At 45.8% G+C, this 20,465-nt stretch carries 17 protein-coding genes; 1 reads left to right on the top strand and 16 read right to left on the bottom strand.

Going from position 1 to position 20,465, the window contains the following annotated elements; all coding sequences use genetic code 11:
• Positions 1 to 5: 5 nt before the first annotated feature.
• The 6 genes from LKD36_RS11705 to hemZ form a co-directional block, all read right to left on the bottom strand.
• Positions 6 to 410 carry a hypothetical protein gene (locus tag LKD36_RS11705; RefSeq protein WP_118770789.1) on the bottom strand — a complete coding sequence of 135 codons (405 nt, stop codon included), beginning with the start codon at positions 408 to 410 and terminating at the stop codon, positions 6 to 8.
• Positions 400 to 1,176, bottom strand: coding sequence for a hypothetical protein (locus tag LKD36_RS11700; RefSeq protein WP_118770790.1), 777 nt, complete (start codon positions 1,174 to 1,176; stop codon positions 400 to 402). Before LKD36_RS11700 ends, LKD36_RS11705 begins: the two co-directional genes overlap by 11 nt.
• Complete coding sequence (locus tag LKD36_RS11695; protein ID WP_118770791.1) at positions 1,166 to 1,972, bottom strand: zinc ribbon domain-containing protein; 807 nt, start codon at positions 1,970 to 1,972, stop codon at positions 1,166 to 1,168. The genes LKD36_RS11700 and LKD36_RS11695 overlap by 11 nt, the downstream gene beginning before the upstream one ends.
• A gap of 116 nt (positions 1,973 to 2,088) precedes the next feature.
• Entirely contained in the window at positions 2,089 to 3,861 is a 1,773-nt protein-coding gene (aspS, locus tag LKD36_RS11690) for an aspartate--tRNA ligase (RefSeq protein WP_118770792.1), read from the bottom strand.
• A 30-nt stretch (positions 3,862 to 3,891) separates the two neighbouring features.
• On the bottom strand, positions 3,892 to 5,142 hold the full coding sequence (gene hisS, locus LKD36_RS11685; protein ID WP_118770793.1) for a histidine--tRNA ligase: 1,251 nt from the start codon (positions 5,140 to 5,142) through the stop codon (positions 3,892 to 3,894).
• Between the two features lie 564 nt (positions 5,143 to 5,706).
• The gene (hemZ, locus tag LKD36_RS11680; RefSeq protein WP_118770794.1) at positions 5,707 to 7,182 is read right to left on the bottom strand and encodes a coproporphyrinogen dehydrogenase HemZ; all 1,476 of its coding nucleotides are present in this window, start codon (positions 7,180 to 7,182) and stop codon (positions 5,707 to 5,709) included.
• 162 nt (positions 7,183 to 7,344) lie between these two features.
• Here hemZ and LKD36_RS11675 point away from each other — a divergent pair, with 162 nt between their 5' ends.
• Positions 7,345 to 8,289, top strand: coding sequence for a TIM barrel protein (locus LKD36_RS11675; RefSeq protein ID WP_118770795.1), 945 nt, complete (start codon positions 7,345 to 7,347; stop codon positions 8,287 to 8,289).
• Positions 8,290 to 8,463: 174 nt separating this feature from the next.
• On the opposite strand, the gene LKD36_RS11670 is transcribed toward LKD36_RS11675, so the two are convergent.
• The 10 genes from LKD36_RS11670 to LKD36_RS11625 all read right to left on the bottom strand — a co-directional run bounded on the left by LKD36_RS11670 (position 8,464) and on the right by LKD36_RS11625 (position 20,417).
• Positions 8,464 to 9,096 (bottom strand): MBL fold metallo-hydrolase, encoded by a 633-nt coding sequence (locus LKD36_RS11670; RefSeq protein ID WP_118770796.1) that lies wholly within the window; start codon positions 9,094 to 9,096, stop codon positions 8,464 to 8,466.
• Between the two features lie 12 nt (positions 9,097 to 9,108).
• Positions 9,109 to 11,406 (bottom strand): RelA/SpoT family protein, encoded by a 2,298-nt coding sequence (locus LKD36_RS11665; protein ID WP_118770797.1) that lies wholly within the window; start codon positions 11,404 to 11,406, stop codon positions 9,109 to 9,111.
• Positions 11,407 to 11,456: 50 nt separating this feature from the next.
• Complete coding sequence (locus LKD36_RS11660) at positions 11,457 to 11,981, bottom strand: adenine phosphoribosyltransferase (RefSeq protein ID WP_118770798.1); 525 nt, start codon at positions 11,979 to 11,981, stop codon at positions 11,457 to 11,459.
• Positions 11,982 to 12,055: 74 nt separating this feature from the next.
• On the bottom strand, positions 12,056 to 13,747 hold the full coding sequence (recJ, locus tag LKD36_RS11655) for a single-stranded-DNA-specific exonuclease RecJ (protein WP_308459699.1): 1,692 nt from the start codon (positions 13,745 to 13,747) through the stop codon (positions 12,056 to 12,058).
• Entirely contained in the window at positions 13,650 to 15,725 is a 2,076-nt protein-coding gene (locus LKD36_RS11650) for an SUV3 family DEAD/DEAH box RNA helicase (protein WP_308459698.1), read from the bottom strand. Before LKD36_RS11650 ends, recJ begins: the two co-directional genes overlap by 98 nt.
• The gene (gene trpS, locus LKD36_RS11645) at positions 15,722 to 16,783 is read right to left on the bottom strand and encodes a tryptophan--tRNA ligase (protein ID WP_118770801.1); all 1,062 of its coding nucleotides are present in this window, start codon (positions 16,781 to 16,783) and stop codon (positions 15,722 to 15,724) included. Before trpS ends, LKD36_RS11650 begins: the two co-directional genes overlap by 4 nt.
• Before the next feature lie 59 nt (positions 16,784 to 16,842).
• Positions 16,843 to 17,283 carry a DUF1934 domain-containing protein gene (locus LKD36_RS11640; protein ID WP_308459697.1) on the bottom strand — a complete coding sequence of 147 codons (441 nt, stop codon included), beginning with the start codon at positions 17,281 to 17,283 and terminating at the stop codon, positions 16,843 to 16,845.
• A gap of 50 nt (positions 17,284 to 17,333) precedes the next feature.
• On the bottom strand, positions 17,334 to 17,519 hold the full coding sequence (locus tag LKD36_RS11635; RefSeq protein ID WP_118770803.1) for a hypothetical protein: 186 nt from the start codon (positions 17,517 to 17,519) through the stop codon (positions 17,334 to 17,336).
• Between the two features lie 17 nt (positions 17,520 to 17,536).
• Complete coding sequence (locus LKD36_RS11630) at positions 17,537 to 19,009, bottom strand: GerAB/ArcD/ProY family transporter (protein WP_308459696.1); 1,473 nt, start codon at positions 19,007 to 19,009, stop codon at positions 17,537 to 17,539.
• Entirely contained in the window at positions 19,002 to 20,417 is a 1,416-nt protein-coding gene (locus LKD36_RS11625) for a spore germination protein (RefSeq protein WP_308459695.1), read from the bottom strand. Before LKD36_RS11625 ends, LKD36_RS11630 begins: the two co-directional genes overlap by 8 nt.
• Positions 20,418 to 20,465: the final 48 nt, after the last annotated feature.

Here is a 20,465-nt window from a genome sequence, read left to right as displayed (position 1 = left end):
TTTTATTAATGATTAAAATAGTTTACAAAATAAGAATCAATCTCTGCCGCACAATATTCCAGCTCACCCATGGCGGACTGTGCAGTTTTCATATCGGCCTGTGCTTTCCGGCTCTTTTCCGCATCACCATTCTGCAGGTACATATAGTATATAGATGCCGCCTCATAATAATCTGCCACTGCATAGCACTCCTGAAGCTGCGCATCTGCTTTTACGTGTTCCATCTCATTCCTGCGCTTCTTCTCCGGCAGTTCTGAATACCTGCCATCCTGGATCGTATAGAGGAAGGTATCTTCATCATAACTGTAATGATATACATCGCTATGAATCTGAAGTGCCAGATTCAGAAGCTGTCCTACAATCAGCACCGCCAGTACTACGGTAATCACCCGAAATAGTTTACGATTCATCCTTGTTATAGCTCCTTTCCAGTAGTACCACCAGCTTAGTCCTGGACATCTCACGGATCTGTCCGGACTCGATCACTTCACTGTCTACACCTGCATAAGCCTGTACTAATTCCTCCGCCTCTGTAAGGATAGGATCACACCAGTCCCGATGGGCCTGATAAACTTCATAATAGGTGGAATATTCATCTTTTTTCACAAAGTCATACATATGTTTCAGGCTGTCTGCAATCTGTTCCAGGGAATAATCCGGTGTATAGTAATAATATTCATCTTCATCCAGGTTTTCATAATCCACCAGATGCATGCAGGATTCATAAATGTAATTATAATCGTCTGCCAGCTGTCGGAAATACCGATAATCTTCCAGTTCATCGATGCCGGAATAATACAGCTGATTCATGTCGATATAATCGGTGAAGGAAGCCCAGTCCTCTTCCGCAAGATACTGGTCAAGCTTCGCAAGATGGGTGGAAATATTATTTCGGATTTTATGACGCTGAATCATTCGCTCCACAGTCCAGATATTGGTATTCAGCACAACTGTCCCAAGGAAAAGCCCTCCCAGCACTGCCAGAATCGCAATCTGTGTCGCTTTCCGGCTGGTCTTTCCCGCTGTCTCATAGACGTCACTCTTGGTCTCCTGATAATCCTGCTCATACCGGTGCATGTCTTCCCGGTGCTTTACATAATACGGATTCGGATTATGACAAAAAGGACATACCTCATCTTCCATCGTCAAATCCGCCCCACAGTAATTACATTTCACTCTTATTTTCCTCCACGTACTGATAGATTACTTTATAATTCAGAAATCCGTCTTTCTCTGCTTTTGCTTTCAGATCCTGAATTTCCTGCTCATCCATGTCATATACCTCTTTTACAAATGCATCCGCATCTGCGATCCAGGCATCTGCCTGCTCACAATCCTTCTCGTCCTTCAGCGGAAAAAGTGCCCGGTCATAGCTCATGGTCAATGCATCATAAAGGGCACTCTGGAACTCATAGGAATAGGTCTCTCCTCCATTTTTCACCCGGTTCCACAGGTCCATGCACTCTCTCCATGGATCGTAAAAGGCCATAAGTCCCCAGTGTTCCCAGTTGGAATAATTGTACTGAATTCCATCTGCCGCCTCATCCGTTTCATTGAAGAAATTCTGAATTGCCTCATAATTTTCTTCTTCATACCAGGCATCCAGCTGCGGGAAATGTTTCCGTTCCCACTGCATCTGTTCCCTCGCATCCGCAGATCTCGTATGGGTAATCACCTCATGTGCTTTCCAGATCAGATCCCCTGAAAACCGTAAGAAAAGGAAAATTCCCACCAACAACAGCACAATCAGTACAATCAACCCAAATGCTTTTCCGGTAAATTTTGCATGGATTTTTACTTCGTCAGAAATCTCCTCCTGAGGCATATCCCCCAGATCCTCAAGGTCATCCTTCAGTTTATATAAATCCTGCATGTATTTATGCTCTGCACCCGGTTCATTCATGGCCCCGCAGTAGGGGCAGCGCGGCACCAGTTCTTCGATATCAGCGCCACAGTTCTGACATTTAATCACCTTTTGTATCCTCCCCCAATTTATGTCATTACGATAGTTTTATTATACGTTACAACAAGTAGGAACACAATAAAAATCCGCAGCCCCGGATGTCCGGTTCTGCGGATTTTTTAGGATTACTCTTCTGTTTTTTCTTTTTCTTCTTTGACAATCTGGATATGCACGTCGCGAAGCTGTCTTTCCTCAACTTCTGCCGGTGCTCCCATCATAACATCCTGTGCATTCTTGTTCATCGGGAACGGAATGATCTCACGGATACTTTCCTCTCCTGCAATGAGCATCACCATACGGTCTACACCCGGAGCGATACCAGCGTGGGGCGGTGCTCCGTAACAGAATGCATTGTACATAGCCGGGAATTTTGCTTTCACATCCTCCTCGCCAAGACCGACGATGTTGAATGCTTTGACCATGATCTCCGGATCGTGGTTACGAACAGCACCGGAAGAAAGCTCAACACCGTTACATACTAGGTCATACTGATATGCCAGAATGTCCAGCGGATTCTGGTTTTCCAGAGCGTCAAGTCCACCCTGCGGCATAGAGAACGGATTATGACAGAACTCCAGCTCGCCGGACTCCTCACCGATCTCGTACATCGGGAAGTCTACGATCCAGCAGAACTCATAGCAGTCCTTCTTCATGTAAGCATCGGAAGATGCACCCAGCATCTTTCTGAGCACGCCGGCGGTCTTCTGAGCAGTCTTTAAGTCGCCTGCAGTCAGACCTACGAAATCTCCTGCCTTCAGTCCGAGAGCTGCTACTACTGCATCTTTCTTATCCTGCAGGAACTTGGAGATGCCGCCTACCAGTTCCATCTTTTCATCCAGTCGGAACCAGTATGCTTTCTGTCCGCTCTGTACTTCTACATCTGCACACAGTTTATCAATGACTTTTCTCGTACCCTTGAACTCAGGAGCTATGATTGCTTTTACCGTCTTTCCTTCAAAAGGTCCGAATCCACAGTCAGCCAGTACCTCGGTTGCATCCTGCACTAACAGGCTGATACGAAGGTCCGGTTTATCGGAACCGTATTTATCCATTGCTTCCAGATACGGAATTCTCTTGAATGGCGGTTTGGAAGCTTCTTTGTAAATGCCATATTTGGAGAAGATCGGCGGCAATACATCCTCAAGGACCGCAAATACGTCCTCCTGGCTTGCGAATGCCATCTCCATATCCAGCTGATAGAACTCTCCCGGAGAACGGTCTGCTCTGGCATCCTCATCACGGAAACACGGAGCAATCTGGAAATAACGGTCAAATCCGGAAGCCATCAGAAGCTGTTTGAACTGCTGTGGAGCCTGGGGCAGTGCATAGAACTTGCCCGGATGATTTCTGGAGGGTACCAGATAATCTCTTGCTCCCTCCGGAGAAGAACAGGTCAGGATCGGGGTGGTGATCTCCATGAAATCATGAGCAGTCATACTCTGACGAAGGTCAGCTACAATCTTGCTTCTCAGAACGATTTTGCCTTTTACCTCCGGATTGCGGAGATCCAGATAACGATATTTCAGACGAATATTCTCGTCAGCCTCTTTGGAATGGTTGATCTGGAAGGGCAGTTCGTTGTAACGGCATTTACCCAGCACTTCAATCTTCGTCGGCACTACTTCAATGTCTCCGGTGGGAAGCTTTGCATTCTTGCTGCTTCTCTCACGAACGACACCATCTACCTGAATGGTAGACTCATAATTCAGCTCAGACAGCTGATCCATGATCTCCTCAGTCTCTACTACGATCTGAGTCGTTCCGTAGAAATCTCTTAAAATGAGGAATCCTAAATTCTTACTTACTTTACGGATGTTCTCGTACCAGCCTACCAGACGTACTTCCTGTCCGGCATTCTCAAGCCGCAGTTCTCCGCAGTTATGGGTTCTTCCCTGCATGTTTTTTACCTCTCTCTTCCTCGCTGCAGATTATCTGCAGAAAAATTCCTTGAATTCCGTGTAGCCTTCTTTGGAAAGCTGTTCCTTCTGGAATTTTTTATTCTTATTCATCAGAGCTACAAGTACCTGAGCACCTGCTTCACGCTCTGCCTTTGCCTCTTTTAATACCTCACAGAGTTTCTCCGCAGGCATATTTTTCTCGATCAGGAATGCTTTCTTTCCAGAGGTACCCGGTACCTGGAAATTCTGCTCCATAAGAATCGTGATAATTCTCTCAAATCCAATAGAGAAACCGCAGGCCGGAGTATCCTTTCCGGTGAATTTTCCGATCATCTTGTCATAGCGGCCGCCGCCTGCTACGGAGCTTCCAAACTCTGCCATCTCGATCTCAAAGATGGTTCCGGTGTAGTAGGACATGCCACGTACCAGAGTCGGGTCAAATACCAGCTGGAACTTGGAAGCAGCGGTTGCCTCTACACTGGTGCGGATGGTACGGAGATTCTCAATCACATCCTCTTCCAGAACGCCGGAAAGCTTCTCTGACAGGTACGCAAGTGCATCTTCTGCCTTCTCCATCTCATCGAACATGGTGACATATTTCTCTACGTTTGCTTCTGGATAGCCGGACTCAATAAGTTCTGCTTTCACGCCATCCCAGCCGATCTTATCCATCTTGTCAAGGATGATGAATACCTGATCGTACTGATCCTCAGTAAATCCACTGTAGGATGCCATTGCTTTTAAGATACGGCGCTCATTGATGCGTACTTTGAAATCTTTAAAATTCAGTTTTCCAAGCAGTGTGGTGGTAGCCAGGATCAGCTCGATCTCTGCCAGGCAGGTCGGCTCACCAAGGATATCGATATCACACTGAACGAACTGACGGAAACGTCCTCTCTGGGGACGGTCAGCTCTCCATACGCTGCCCATCTGCAGAGCTTTAAACGGAGTCGGCAGATCGTTGGCATTGTTGGAATAAAATCTGGAAAGCGGCACCGTCAGGTCATACCGAAGTCCGCTGTCGGTCAGATCTGCCTCACTCTGGGCAGTCTCCAGATTCAGTTTCTCGCCTCTCTTCATGATCTTGAAGATCAGCTTCTCGTTGTCTCCGCCCTGTTTGCTGCACAGGTTCTCGATATGCTCCACACACGGAGTCTCAATCGGAGAAAATCCAAAACTTTTATAGGTTTCTTTAATCAGTCCGGTAACATAATCTCTGACCTGCATCTCTGCGGGCAGAATGTCTTTCATACCGGTAACCGGTTTCTTCTTTAAAGGCATAAATCTTGTTCCTCTCTGTATTACGTATTGTGAAAACAGCTGTATTTTGCTGATTTTTCTCACACCTACCGACTATTATACGTTTCGGTTTTGCCACTGTCAAGAACGTATCCGACTGTCATCGAGCCTTATTCCAGCAAAATTTTCTTTTCCTCATTTTTATTTTTTGTATTATTACACCCGAACTATTTCACATTCTTGTCAATTAAGTCTATTACAAATGGACCTGATTGTTTAATACCCAAAGAAGATATCAGAAATCTTGAAAATTCATTTTAACAGCCATATACAAAGAGCATTTGTACATATAGACTATCATGCTTTTCGACTGCCCAAATATTAGTACTTTCGTGGGTAGAGAATACTGCACTTCCTTTATATATCCAAATCGAACACTAGAATATGCTATTTATATAGAGTTTCAGATACTATGATTGATTCATCGGGCAGAATAGAAATTTTCGCTTTTATCTGCCCAGCAGAACATAAACTGACTGTCAGAACCGAAAAAAGGCCTGTCATAGAATAGATGACACCATCTATTCTGCAACAGTCCCTTTTCTTTTAAATTCCATTTTTACAGAAAAATTGTTCTTTCCGTTCGATCATCTCATCGATTCGCTCAATGTATTGGCTGACGTCTTTTACATTTTCGCATCGTTCAATCCGGCTTTCCATGACTTCCGGCTGATCTGATGGAAGGACTACTTTCGTAGATGCCCCCGCACCTGCTGCCAGAATAGTCTGTTTTTCTTCCATAATCAGAATGTTGTAGATGCCTGCCTTATCTACTTTCGCATAACCAACATTTTCAAAATTACCTGCCATATTTTTCTGACGGTAGAGATAATAGGGGGATAATTCCATCTCGGCACAGTATCTGGCGGTCATATCCATGATCTGCATGTTATTTTCCAGACCCATCTCTTCATATTTATCTTTGAAAAGACTAAGCCTTGCTGCTCGCTTGATGGCAAGAGAATGAACCGTCACACTGTCCGGCGCCATCCTCTGTACTTCCTGCATGGTCCGTTCCACATCCTCATACGTCTCGCTCGGAAGTCCTACGATGAGATCCATATTAATATGAGAAAATCCCATCTCTCGGGCCAGCGCAAATGCTTCCTGCACCTGCACCACCGTATGTCTTCTGCCAATAATGTCCAGCGTCTTCTGATTCATGGTCTGGGGATTAATGGAAATCCGATCAATACCGTGATCAAGAAGTACCTGTAATTTTTCTCTGGTAATGCTGTCCGGACGGCCTGCCTCTACAGTAAATTCCTGCAGATGTTCTGTATCAAAGCAACTCTGAATCTTCGTCAACAGACGATCCAGCTGATAAGGCTCCAGTGTGGTCGGTGTTCCGCCGCCAATATAAACTGTATTTAATTTTTTATAGCGGAACCGGCTGGATAAATAGTCCAGTTCCTTGCATAATGCATCCAGATACTCATCTACCCGTTTCCGCCACCGTTCCAATGGATAAGATGAGAAAGAGCAATACAGGCAGATACTCGGACAGAAAGGAATTCCCACATACAGACTGTAACCGTCCTTGTAGTCAATATTTCTTAAGACATACTGTTCCCTGTTGGCAATCATAACACTTAAAGCCACTTTTTCTTTGCTGGCTAAGTACGTATTTCTCATATATTCCGCAATTTCCACATTGCGTTTGCCCTGCTCCAGAAGTCCCATGGCAATCTTAGTAGGGCGGATACCGGTCAGCGTTCCCCAGGGAAGCTCCTGTCCTGTATAATTTGAAAGTTTCCGGTAGATCAGACGCTTCAGATGATTTTTTGTTTCTTTCCGGTCACTGTAGTCAATGGCCTGCTCGCCATTTTCTTTCAGACATCCGTCTTCTGTCACGGAAAATGACACCTGGTCGTCCGTGAAATGCACTGTCATCCGGATCTTGGTATCATCCGTAAATGTATCCTGTACTCTGACTTGCACGTCCTCCCGTGGAAAGAAAGCTTTCACCAGGGAATGAATATCATATTCAAAGCTTGGCCTATTTACAATTACTTCTATCATCTATCGTTCTATCCTCTCATTTTTCGCTCTTATGAAAAAAGTGTAACTCAAATATCTCCCGGTGGCAACCTTATTTGTCTGCCATCTTCCTGGAATATTTAAAATTCATTGACGTCAGACGTGTGCAATGCTACCATTTTTTTAGAAAAGGAGAATACAATTATGACCAATTTTCAATCTCGTATTTGTTTTGGATTTGCTCCTGCAATGTTATTTCCAAAATCATTTGAAGATCCTTATCAACATTTTGCAGCAATTCAGACATGCTGCCACAATACACCATATGAAAGTTTTGAAACATTTCTTCCAGAAGATGAAAGCATGAGAAAATTGTGCATTCAAAGTATGCAAAAAAATGAAATCAAACTCCATTACAATGCTCCTGGAATATTTCAGATAGATGGTGAATTTAATCCATGTAGTGAAAATCCAGAATATCGAAAAAACGCTTTAAACCTTGCAAAAAAACATATTTGTTATGCAGCAGAGGCAGAATCTCCTATTATTGTATTTGCTGCATGTCCAGACAAGGGCATTAAAAAGCGTCCCGAATTATTGAAACGTTTTATGGAGTATTTTCTGGAACTAGCTGAATTATGTCGTACTTATCATATGGAAATTACAATCGAACCAATCGAAAGACATCGTTTCAAAAAACTGATTCTTGGACCATTTAAGGACTGCGCTGATTTTATGTTAGAGGCCCAAAAAAATGGAGCTGCCAATGCACATTTGATGATTGATACTGCACATCTACCCTTGATGGAAGAATCATTAGAAACAGCAATCAAAGAAACTCAACGTGCAGGACTAATCCATGTACATCTTGGTGATGCTGTATTAGATCCAAACAGCAATTTTTATGGCCATACACATCCACCTATCGGAGTGCATGGCGGCACTTTTGACCTGAAAGAATTAACTGATCAGTTTGTACAACTGTTTGAATGTGGATATATCCCGCGAACTCCTGGAACACAAAGGGCAAAAATTTCTCTTGAAGTACGCCCATATCCTGGATGTGATGAACTGACTTCTATACAGCTGATGTATGAAAAGGTAAAAACAGCATGTGATCTTGCTGCTGAAAAATTAGAAATTTACTAAGCTGTTTCAATTTTCTTCTAATTTTCCTTTTCCACTATCTGGGCATATGAAAGAATAAATTCAATCTCTGCCCGAAGACTTGATAAACCACCTGGGAATTGCACTTCCCCACGCATAAAAAAGCCACCGTCTCACAGATGATTACCTATCTATGAAACAGTGGCCCCTTCACGCTTAAACAAACGGATTATATTTTTTCTCATACCCGATACTGGTCTCATCCCCATGTCCGGGGCAGACTCTTGTGTCATCCGGCAGGAGAAACAGTTTCTCTTTCACAGAACGGACAATGGCTGACATGCTGCCACCCGGAAAATCGGTTCTTCCCACAGAGCCCTGAAACAGGGTGTCTCCGGAAAATACACAGCCTGCTTCCGCACAGTAGTAAGATGCGCCGCCCGGCGTATGTCCCGGTGTGTGGAAGACTTCCAGCTTCACCCCTGCAAGTTCCAGTTCCTGTCCGTCATGCACGAACTCATCCGGTGCAAACGTCACCACTTTTCTGGCAATGTAGACCGACAGATTCTGCTTGGCATCCAGAAGAAGGTCTTCTTCCTCCCGAAGTGCATATACTTTTGCACCTGTCAGGTTTCGAAGGGCATCCGCACCACCCATGTGATCAATATGTCCATGGGTCAGGAGTGCCGCTGTAATCTTGACGCCCTGCTCAGATGCATACTGAACAATTTTATCCGCCTGATCCCCTGGATCAAATACCAGCGCTTCTTTTGTATCTTCATTGATCAGAAACCAACAGTTGACTGCAAGCTGTCCTACTGTAACGCTGGAAACACGTACTCTCGACATAAAAAATCCTCCTTAGCTGGCGGAACGCTCGATATCCAGAACGCTCTCAATCTGACGCAGCTTGTCGATGATCCGGTTCAGTTCTTCCACGCTGGAAATATCAAAACTGATGGTAATCGTCGCCGTACCCTGCTTGCTGGTGCGGACATTCATGGCCGTCACATCAATATTACGCTCCGTGAGAGTTCTGGAAATATCCACCAGAAGACCGGTACGGTTGTTTCCGTAGATCTTGATCTCCGTCGTATATTTTTCACCTGCAGGTGCTTTCAGGCCGGACTGCCATTCCGCATCAATCAGACGTTCACGCTCTGATTCTGCCAGATGCAGCATATTGACACAGTCTGTTCTGTGAATGGTCACGCCGCGTCCACGAGTAACAAAACCAACAATCTCGTCTCCCGGCACCGGATTGCAGCACTTGGAAAAACGGACGGCCACATCATCAATACCTTTAACGACAATACCACTCTTTGACTTACTGATCTTGATCTTCTGCTCTTTTGCTTCGCTGACGCTCTCCATGATTTTAGCGTCCGTGACAGCTTTCTTCTTGGCTTTTTCATACTGCTCCAGCATCTTGTTGACAACCTGGCCCTCTTTGAGACCGCCGTGTCCGACAGCTGCCAATACAGAATCCCAGTCCCGGAATCCGTATTTCCGCAAAACACCTTCCTGATATTCCGAACGCACTACCTGCGCCTGTGGAATTCCCTTCATCTTGCAGTACTGGGCAATCAGTTCCTTACCTTTGACAATATTTCCCTCTTTGAATTCTGTCTTGAACCACTGATTGATCTTGTTCTTCGCCTGGGTACTCTTAACCGTATTCAGCCAGTCGCGGCTGGGACCTCTGGAGTTCTGAGATGTAATGATCTCAATTCGGTCACCATTTTTAATTACATATTCAATAGGCACCAGTTTTCCATTGACTCTGGCTCCGATCATTTTATTTCCTACTGCACTGTGAATGCTGTAGGCAAAATCAATCGTATTGGAACCGTTCGGCAATGTCTTTACATCACCGCCGGGTGTAAAGCAGTATACACTCTCAGAGAACAGGTCAAGGTCACTCTTTAAGAGACTCATAAACTCCCGGTTATCGGACATATCCCGCTGCCACTCAAGAATCTGTCTTAACCATGTAAGCTTCGCTTCTGCACTGTTCTTTCCTTCGATATTCTGCTCATTACTTCCGCCGCTCTCCTTATATTTCCAGTGAGCAGCGATACCATACTCTGCTGTTCTGTGCATCTCATACGTACGAATCTGAATCTCAAAGGGCTGACCCTTAGGACCAATCAATGTCGTATGAAGAGACTGGTACATATTGGCTTTCGGCATGGCAATATAATCTTTAAAACGACCTGGTATCGGTTTATACATTTCATGAATAACGCCAAGTGCAGCATAACAGTCTTTCACGGAATCCACAAGAATACGCACTGCAAACAGGTCATAGATCTGATCCAGTGTCTTATCCTGATTAACCATCTTCTTATAAATACTGAAGAAATGTTTCACACGTCCCTGTACATCTGCTTCGATATGCGCATTTTCCATGTGCTGTTTTACTTCCGCTACAATGGATTTCACATATTTTTCCCGGACACTTTTCTTATCAGCAATCTGTGCTACCAGATCATAGTAGACCTCCGGCTGAAGATATTTCAATGCAAGGTCATCCAGTTCGATCTTCACCTTGGAAATACCAAGACGCTGTGCGATCGGCGCATAGATATCCATGGTCTCACGTGCTTTTTCCTTCTGTTTCTCCGGACGCATGTATTTCAGAGTCCGCATATTATGCAGTCGGTCAGCAAGTTTGATCAGGATAACACGGATATCCTTCGCCATGGCCAGGAACATTTTTCGAAGATTCTCCGCCTGCTCATCTACCTTGTCCGCAGAATAACTCAACTGGCCCAGCTTGGTAACACCGTCTACCAGAAGCGCTACCTCATCTCCGAATTCTGCTGCCACATCCTCGGTCGTCATCGGCGTATCTTCCACTACATCATGCAGAAGACCTGCCGCAATACTTTCCTTATCAAGCTCCAGATCTGCCAGAATAATACCTACACACAACGGATGAATGATATATGGTTCTCCGGATTTACGGACCTGATCCTTATGCGCGGCCTTAGCCACCTGATATGCTTTTTCAATCATGGAAAGATCCGTAGAAGGATGGTATCTCATCACACTCTTTACCAGCTCCTGATAAAGTTCATCAGGGCTTGTAAAATCTTCCATCTTCTTGATACTTCTGTCGTCCTCCTGGACTTCCCGTGCCTGTTCTTCCGTCATATACCAATCACCGCTTTTCTATCTAATCTCTGTCTCTGCTCGTAACGATATTAGTTACCCTCGTAACGGATAACACTTCTTACATCGTAGTTTTTCAGTTTTTCTCTTCCCTTCAGACCAGCAAGTTCCATCAGGAAAATAATTCTGACCACTTCACCTCCGAGAGATTCCACCAACTTTGCAGCTGCTTCAATGGTACCTCCGGTTGCAATCAGATCATCAATCAGTACTACTTTCTGTCCCGGTTTGATGGAATCTTTATGCATTTCAATCTCTGCACTTCCGTACTCCAGATCGTAACTTGCAGATACGGTCTCTCTTGGAAGTTTTCCCTTTTTACGAACCAGCACAAATGGTTTATGGAGATTATATGCAATCGGCATACCAAAGATAAATCCTCTGGACTCGGTTCCTGCAATCACATCAAAATCCAGACCGTCAAGTTCTGCCTGCAGACTATCAATGGCAAGCTTCAGTCCTTCCGCATCCTGCAGAATACTGGTGACATCCCTGAATATAATTCCCGGTTCCGGATAATCCGGAATACTTACCACATAATCCTCTAACTTTTTCATGTGTATCTCTCCTTTTCACACCCTTTGAGTAAAGTTTACCCACAATAAAACAAATATAGCACACTTTTTCTGGTTTAACAATATCCCTGCACTCTCAGCTGCAGAGTTCTTTTTCCCCGGAATTCATTGATTTCAGGGTAATACAGAATATGAAATGTCGGCTTCTTCTGTAGGTCTGCAATTACTTCCTGCATACAGTTATTAAAATAAATACCTTCCAATGTCATTCCGCTTTCATCCATCAGCTTCATGCGGAGAACGTTCTGATTTTTTCCGAGCACCCTTGATTCCAGCACCCGGACATTACGGGCGGCAAAGACCGGTTTCGTGTTTGCTTTTCCGAAAGGTTCCAGAAGCGAAAGTTCTTTTACTACCTGCTCTGACACACAGGAGAACGGTAATGCCATATCAATATGTACGACTTCTGTCAGGTCTTCTTTGCTGAGCGTACACAGTTCATTGAGTCTTCTCCTGAACAGTTCTACATGTTCTTCCGGCATGGAGACACCTGCTGCCATGGGATGCCCTCCATATCTGGTATACAGCTCTTTGCATTTACTCATTTCTTCAAACATGGAGTAGGTTTCAATCGAACGTCCAGAGCCTTTCACACCGTCTTCTGCCCTGGTCAACACAAAAACCGGACGGTAATACCTCTCCCGGATTCGTCCTGCAATGATTCCGGCCAGACTTTCATGGCAGTCCGGCAGATAGACTACCAGCACCCGGTCTTCCATCAGATCACTGTGTTCGATCAGATCTACTGCCTGGGCAAGTCCCTGCTCCGTCAGTTCTTTTCGCTCGTCATTCAGTTCTTTTAATTCCGCCGCCCGCTCTATGGCAAGCGCCTGATCTTTTGTGTCCAGAAGTGCCAGCGCCCTCTTTGCCGTCGCAAGACGTCCACTTGCATTGATACAGGGTCCTAAAACAAATCCAATATGAAATGCCGAGAGTGTATCTCTTGCCAGTTCATTGGCTTCGATAAGAGCTGACATTCCCGGATGTGTTGTCTTCTGCAGGCGTTTCAGTCCTTCCCTCACAAGAATCCGGTTCTCACCAGTCAGATCCATCACATCTCCCACCGTTGCAAATCCTGCGAACATCAGGAGTTCATCATAAAGATCGTCGAGAGGAAGTCCCATCTGCTGCCAGAACGCACCTACCAGCTTCCAGGCAACCGCTGCCCCGCACAGTTTTTTGAACGGATACGGACAATCTGCCTGACGAGGATTTACAATCACCTGCGCAGACGGCAGTTCCTCCTGCACTTCATGATGATCCGTCACAATAACCGTCATACCCAGTTCTCTGGCATAGGCAATCTCCTGCACAGCGGCTATTCCGTTATCACAGGTGACGATCGTATCCACGCCTGCATCATAAGCTCTCTTTACCAGCTCCCGGTTCAGTCCGTAGCCGTCCTTCATTCGGTCCGGGATATCTGTATCCACCCGCGCTCCGGCCGCACGGAATCCTCTGAGTAAAATATAAGTAGCGCACACACCATCAATGTCATAGTCTCCGATAATACGGATATATGCATTTTCTCCAATCTTCTGCTCAAGCAGATCCACCGCTTCCGGAATACCTTTCATCAGAGAAGCAGGATGAAGATCCTCAAGTGTTCCATGAAGATATTCTTCAATCTCCTGATCGCCGACGATATCTTTATTTCGAATCAGCCGTGCCGTGAACGGACTGATGCCGTACTTTTCTCCGATGGCCCGAAAGTCCGCGCCTTTTCTTATCTCCACCCACTTTGCCATCTGTGGTTCCTCCATTTTTGTCTTTCCGTCCGTATTTCGCACGCACTTCCTGGCGGAAACAGTCATCGCACACAGGAAAAGTCGATCCCAACGGAAGCAGCTTTCCGCAGTATCTGCATCTGGCAATATAACTCTGCTTGCCCTTCGTGAGATAACTCATGATCCGCATCTCTGTCTTCTCACGTTCTCTGCGAAGCCAGTCTTCCTCTATCACTTTCTGCATGCGATGTGAAAACTGATAATACAGATCCAGCTGTTTATAGTATGTCTCATACTGCTGGATACCTCCTTTTTTCTCCCGGTACAGTACCGGCCGCTCCAGAGATACGTCCGCTGTATAGGTACAACAGTAGTGATTCCACAGATCCACTACCTTCTTATCTTTAATATCAATAGGACAGGTAATCATCTTGTACAGCACATACTTGTCGTCAAATCCGTCAATCATCTTCCGGTTCTGCTTTGCCTGCTCATAAAGGAACAGTGCTTCATCGATATTCTCTTTTACGAACGGATCCGTCGGTGTCACGGAATGCCAGATCTTCAGAATTTCATCCAAAGGTGCATCAATGTCCAGAAGCATCTGCGGGAAGCCTAAATTTACTTCCGTCAGAGATTCCTCCGGTGCCGCATAGTGATCTCTGATATAGGAAAGCTCTTCCTCTCCCATGGCAGTAACATAACCTTTGTCATAGAGACCAAATCTTCCGGCCCGGCCTGCAATCTGCCGCACCTCTGCAGTCGTTAGTTTCCGTCTGGACACGCCATCAAATTTCTCGGCCTGCAGAAAAATAATTCTGCGGACCGGAAGATTCAGCCCCATCCCGATAGCGTCTGTCGCCACAACAACTTTTGTTTTTCCCTTATGAAACAGATGCATCTGTCTCCGACGGATTTCCGGCGGCAGACTTCCATAGATCACACTGGCATTGATGCCCGTCTCCTCCAGGCGCCCCGCCACATCCAGCACTGATTTCTTGGAAAATGCGATCAGCGCATCTCCAGGCTGTATATCATCCGGAAAATGAAATGGCTGTTCCTCACAGATCAGTGCTGTCTTCCGTTCATAGCGATCCACTTCATAGTCATCGCCACACAGTTCTATAAGATGACAGATCACCTGCTCCGCAGCAGGACTCATGCAGATATGAATTTCTTTTGCACGCAGTCCCAGGATTGCCTTTGTCCAGGAATGTCCCCTGTCTACATCAGCCACCAACTGTGCTTCATCAATAACGGCAATGTCATAGTTCTCATCATAATCTGCCATCTCAATGGTACATGCCGTCACACGGCTCCCGGCTTCTTCAATGCACTCCTGTCCGGTTCTCATGGTACAGGGGACATGATATTTCTGCATCTGCTCAAATACTTCCAGCGCGAGCAGACGTAATGGTCCCAGATAGACGCCGTTTCCTGCCAGCTTCAGCCGTTCCAGTGACCGGAACGTCTTTCCGCTGTTGGTTGGTCCGATGTGCAGAATAAAATGCCGGTGCAACTCCCGTACTTCCGGGAACTCCATCTCCGGACGCACCGGTACCAGATCCATGATCTGATCTTTCACTACATGCTGCCGGAACGCAGGATACAGGGTAAACAAAGTTTCCTGGCAGACCGCACAGGGACGTTCTTTGCGCAGCCATACCAGGAAATCTTCAGTCATTCCTTTTTTCTGTTCATCCAAAAGAAGACCCAGGTCCAGCTCAGCCAGCCTGGGTAATATCACCGTATTCAGTTTTTCAAGGATATCATCCCTGTTTTTTCTTCTGGCAAACATCACCACATTTTTCAACTGCCGGTGATATTCCTCCAGAGACCGGATATTGACCCTGGAGGATTTTGTATTTTCCAGCAGACGGAACAGCTTTTCCGTCTTATAAAGCATCTCATTGGTCCCCGGCATTTTCCGGGGCCGTTTTTTCGATGCCTTTGTATACTGTTCCACATAGAATGCGGTCAGTCTTTTCTTCTGTATCATTTAATCAGACTCTCATCCTCAAAATAATTGATTTTCATAGCTGCTTTTACATCACGAAGGGTCTCTGCTGCTTTTGCCTCTGCTGCTTTGCTTCCTTCACGCAGAATCTCGTATACTTCCGGAATTCTCTGCTCCCACATCTTTCTTCTCTCACGAATCGGAGTCAGCTCTGCCTGCATGACATTATTCAGGAATTTCTTTACTTTCACATCACCCAGTCCACCGCGGGTATAGTGATCTTTCAGTTCGTCCAGATTCTTATAATCCGGAAGAAACTCTTCGAAATGCTCCGGACGGCTGAATGCATCCAGATACAGGAATACCGGGTTGCCTTCCACACGTCCCGGATCTTCCACTCTCAGATGATTCGGATCTGTGAACATGGACATGATCTTCTTTCTCACATCCTCTGCCTCATCAGACAGGTAGATACAGTTTCCGAGAGACTTGCTCATCTTTGCTTTTCCGTCGATACCCGGCAGACGTAAGCATGCTTTGTTGGACGGAAGCACGATCTCCGGTTCGGTCAGAGTCTCGCCATATACACTGTTAAACTTATGTACAATCTCCTTACACTGCTCAAGCATTGGGAGCTGATCCTCACCTACCGGCACTGCTGTTGCACGAAATGCGGTAATATCTGCCGCCTGACTGATCGGATAGCAGAAGAAACCAACCGGAATGCTGGCCTCGAAATTTCTCATCTGAATCTCTGCCTTTACAGTTGGATTCCGCTGTACACGGGATACCGTAACCAGATTCATATAATAAAAAGTCAGCTCTGTCAGTTCCGGGACCATGGACTGGATAAAGATCGTGGATTTCTCCGGATCAATTCCACATGCCAGATAGTCGAGCGCCACATTCATGATGTTCTGGCGTACCTTCTCCGGATGCTCCGCATTATCAGTCAGCGCCTGTGCGTCTGCGATCATAATATAAATTTCATCATAATCTCCGGAATTCTGGAGTTTTACTCTTTCTTTTAGAGAACCTACATAATGTCCTACATGAAGGCGTCCGGTAGGACGGTCTCCTGTCAGAATAACTTTTTTCATCTTCACACCTCTAATGTATACTTCTTTCTTATTTATTTTATCTCACAACACAGACAGCGTCAACAAAGCTTAAACGTTTCTTTTGCCTGTACTGTCACCTGGATATCACAGTCCGAGCAGTGTTCTCCATTGATGCTGAGTCTGTAGGAAGCTTTTGATTCGATCTTTTCTTCCTCCACATTCAGGCGGACACTGGATGTGTGGACAGAAACCATAAATGCTCCAAAGGGCATATTATAGGCGCTTTCACTGGTACTGCCTTCCTCAAAAGAAAGTTCCGATGATACCGGACCTCTTTTTCTGACTGCTACACTCCGTTCGCCAAGCTTGATCATATTCCGTACCGGCTGATCATGGCCTTCCAGAATCTCATCAAAGAAAACGTAGTGAACTCCGTCCTTCTCATGATATTCCCCCATATGAACCGTCTCTATGGTATCCTGATCACCGTCCGAGAGCTGAAGCCCGGATATGGTCACCACTACTTCTTTTGTCATCATACACCTCCGCTTTATCCTCTTGTTTATTCTATCTTCTTTCCGGGAACACTTCAACCCCCATTTCTCCACCAGAAATCTACTTTTACCGGAAGATGTTCCGGATTCGGCTGCTCATAGAGCAGTGTCCACCATGCCACCGTGGATGTCTGTCTTACCTGATTCGCCTCGTTCACACATTCCATGGCGCCGAGCCCTATCAGGCAGGCCAGCAGTAAAATTACCATATCTCTTTTCATCGGCTACGCCTCTCCTGTCATTTCTTCTGACTGGAGTATGGCCGAAAAGATTCCCTGTTATACCATGCATTCAACATCCGGTGGACAGGCGTCCCTTCCTCCGGCTGTTCTTTCATCTCCACTGCTTTCGCAGGATCAGCGTCCGTTACCCATACGCTGATTCCACGCGAATACGTTCCATCCGTCTGAATCTCCATCAGGAGATTTCCGAAGACTTTTTCTTCCATCAGATTTTCAGAAAAATAAAAATTCCTCAGATGATTGAAATCCAGATTTTTTTCATGACCACTGTCATACATATTCCTTGCTTCCTCCAGCGAATCCGCCTCCGTCTGGTAAGTTTCTGCTGCTCCGTCCAACATGTAAAACCCAAATGTGACCGTATAGGCTTTCTCCGTTCCCACATCCACGCAGATGCTTTCTGTCAGATTTTCTTTTTCCAGCTCCTGATGCCCACAGCCAGTCAGTAACATACAGAGAAATCCAAGTCCTGTCAGTAACATTTTCTTTCCATTTCCCGCCAAAAACTGCCAGATGAACAAAACCATCTGCACCGGCGTAGAGATCCAATACAGCCATCCAGACAACAATTCCTGTGATTTTTCCTGGCAGGCAAATGCCAGTGATGCAGTGAGGAGTACTCCAAACAGATATTTTTTCCTCCGATCCGGCTCTTCTGCCTGCAAAGGTGCAAACAGGGTACTGCAGGCTGTAAAAAGCCCGATCACCCAGACAAATACAAATATTGAATCCAGTCTGCCGATCACATTTCCCGGCAAATGTGCCAGCGTCATGGCCGAAGCAAGCGGAAAGACAAGTCCTGTATGCCCTGCATCTCCGTAAATAAAAAATGTAAACAGTGCCCAGAACACCACTCCGGCCGTTCCGAGCAGCCAGACTCTGCCAACAGCCGTCTTCTTTTCCGTCATATAATAATTTTGAAGAGACCAGAGTCCCTGAACTGCAGTCAGCCAGCAGAACAGTTCATAGCCTTTCCAAATCCCGTTTTTATCCAGTATCCATGTAAATTCCCGGATTCTCATCACTTCTGCTTCTCCATGCATGGCAATAGCAAGTCCTGCCAGTAGAAGAAGAAACGGCAGAAACAAAATTTCTCCCACGCGCATCCGGCATTCCAGTCCCTTGTACAAATTGTAATAGCACATGGCATAAAACAATATCAGAATTCCCCACAGCGGCACCCCGTTCAGCAGAAATTTCTGCACCAGAAGTCCTGTCATCCGTGCTGTCAATGTCCCCAGTATCCAGCCATGGACATATGATGCAGTCTGGAATATTCTATTTTTCGGTGCTGCAGCCGCAGCCATTCCTGTAAGATAGACTCCCAGCAGCCCTGCTGCCAGCAATACAGACGACATGGCAGTATGATTCATAGCAACCGGTATCACCAGCGCGCTGATGCTGATAACCATCATCCCATAATTTCTGACCGCCTGCCGGACAGAGATTCTGTTATTCTCACTAAACATCTTCATCCTTCTTTCGGAGTTTTATTTTTTCCGCCCTTCTGGCAAATACCGGACGATACTTCAGCTGTCGGAAAGGATAACGGATCAGTGAATCCTTCTTCTCCTCCTGTCCACTTCCGACACATGCCGCATAAGGATACAGATATGGGATTCCAAGACTATTCAAATGAGAGAGATGAATCAGCACCCACAGGCAGGAAAGCAGAATACCGTATAGCCCAAACCATGCCCCCATAAAAATACATCCGTATTTTAAGAGCCGGAATGCCGATGCAAATTCTTCATTGGGAATAGCAAAAGAACATAGTGCTGTGAAAGCCACAACGATCACGACAACCGGACTTACCAGATTTGCATCCACTGCAGCCTGTCCAATAATAAGACCTCCTACAATCCCAATGGTGTTTCCCATGGGACCTGGCAGACGGATTCCTGCTTCTCTTAAAAGTTCAAATGAAATTTCCATCAGAAGAATTTCTCCCAACGACGGAAATGGTACTCCTGCCCTGGCCTCTGCCATGGAGAGAACCAGTTTCGTCGGAAGGAGGCTTGTATGCCATGTCGTCGCTGCCACGTATACTGCCGGGAAGCACATCGCCATGATCGCTGCCAGAAATCGAATCATTCTCGCGAATGATGCTGTTTCAAACCGGTTATACCAGTCATCACTGGTCTGAAAAAAACTGTTATAATTGGACGGAAATAAAAGCACCGTCGGAGAGTGATCTGTTACCAGTATCAATCTGCCTTCCAACACCGCTGATGCCGCCCTGTCAGGCCGCTCTGTCGTCTGAAACTGTGGAAACGGTGACATCCAGTGTTCTTCCAGAAGCTGTTCCAGCATGCCGCTGTCCATAATTCCATCTATTTCATACTGTTCCATCCGGTCTTTGATCATGCGCAGAATTTGCGGTTCTATCAGGTCTTCCATATAGACCAGCGCTGTCATCGTATGAGACCTTACCCCGATTCGTTGTTCCTCTACTTTCATTCTGACATCCCTGATTCTTTTTCGGATCAATGCCACATTGATTTTCTCGCTCTCTGTAAATCCTTCCCGCGAACCCCGCATGACCTTTTCACTTTCTGCCGGGGATACCCCGATGCCCGGATATCCTTTACTGGATATTTTATACAGACAGGTATCTCCCTGTACAAAAAGAATCCCGTTTCCTGCAAGAAGTGCTGCCTCGCCTTCTTCGTAAGTAGTAAGTGGCTGCACATCAGAAAGCCCGATGACATGCTCCTCCAGCATCAGATTACTGACCGCCACTTCCACATAGACCAGAATTCCTTCGTCCTTTCCATTATTTAGAAACACCTGCCGGTGAAGAATATCATCGCAGTTCTGAAATGTCTCTTCGACCCATTGCCTGTTTTTCTCAAGATCCGGTGAAATCCTGTCCATCTTTTCCCTCCTGTTCACGAAAAAAGGATGAGCGTATCACACTCATCC

Origin of the sequence: Hominiventricola filiformis (genome assembly GCF_020686965.1) — a bacterium.
Classification (GTDB): Bacteria; Bacillota; Clostridia; order Lachnospirales; family Lachnospiraceae; genus Hominiventricola; species Hominiventricola filiformis.
Note: the sequence above shows the minus strand (reverse complement) of the source record. Positions and strands in the feature narration are given on the sequence as shown.

Bases quoted from the DNA above. Each gene is read 5' to 3' on its own strand.
- LKD36_RS11705 (WP_118770789.1), bottom strand. From the start codon at position 410: ATGAATCGTAAACTATTTCGGGTGATTACCGTAGTACTGGCGGTGCTG.
- aspS (WP_118770792.1), bottom strand. From the start codon at position 3,861: ATGCAGGGAAGAACCCATAACTGCGGAGAACTGCGGCTTGAGAATGCC.
- hisS (WP_118770793.1), bottom strand. From the start codon at position 5,142: ATGCCTTTAAAGAAGAAACCGGTTACCGGTATGAAAGACATTCTGCCC.
- hemZ (WP_118770794.1), bottom strand. From the start codon at position 7,182: ATGATAGAAGTAATTGTAAATAGGCCAAGCTTTGAATATGATATTCAT.
- LKD36_RS11675 (WP_118770795.1), top strand. From the start codon at position 7,345: ATGACCAATTTTCAATCTCGTATTTGTTTTGGATTTGCTCCTGCAATG.
- LKD36_RS11670 (WP_118770796.1), bottom strand. From the start codon at position 9,096: ATGTCGAGAGTACGTGTTTCCAGCGTTACAGTAGGACAGCTTGCAGTC.
- LKD36_RS11665 (WP_118770797.1), bottom strand. From the start codon at position 11,406: ATGACGGAAGAACAGGCACGGGAAGTCCAGGAGGACGACAGAAGTATC.
- LKD36_RS11660 (WP_118770798.1), bottom strand. From the start codon at position 11,981: ATGAAAAAGTTAGAGGATTATGTGGTAAGTATTCCGGATTATCCGGAA.
- recJ (WP_308459699.1), bottom strand. From the start codon at position 13,747: ATGGCAAAGTGGGTGGAGATAAGAAAAGGCGCGGACTTTCGGGCCATC.
- LKD36_RS11650 (WP_308459698.1), bottom strand. From the start codon at position 15,725: ATGATACAGAAGAAAAGACTGACCGCATTCTATGTGGAACAGTATACA.
- trpS (WP_118770801.1), bottom strand. From the start codon at position 16,783: ATGAAAAAAGTTATTCTGACAGGAGACCGTCCTACCGGACGCCTTCAT.
- LKD36_RS11640 (WP_308459697.1), bottom strand. From the start codon at position 17,283: ATGATGACAAAAGAAGTAGTGGTGACCATATCCGGGCTTCAGCTCTCG.
- LKD36_RS11635 (WP_118770803.1), bottom strand. From the start codon at position 17,519: ATGAAAAGAGATATGGTAATTTTACTGCTGGCCTGCCTGATAGGGCTC.
- LKD36_RS11630 (WP_308459696.1), bottom strand. From the start codon at position 19,009: ATGTTTAGTGAGAATAACAGAATCTCTGTCCGGCAGGCGGTCAGAAAT.
- LKD36_RS11625 (WP_308459695.1), bottom strand. From the start codon at position 20,417: ATGGACAGGATTTCACCGGATCTTGAGAAAAACAGGCAATGGGTCGAA.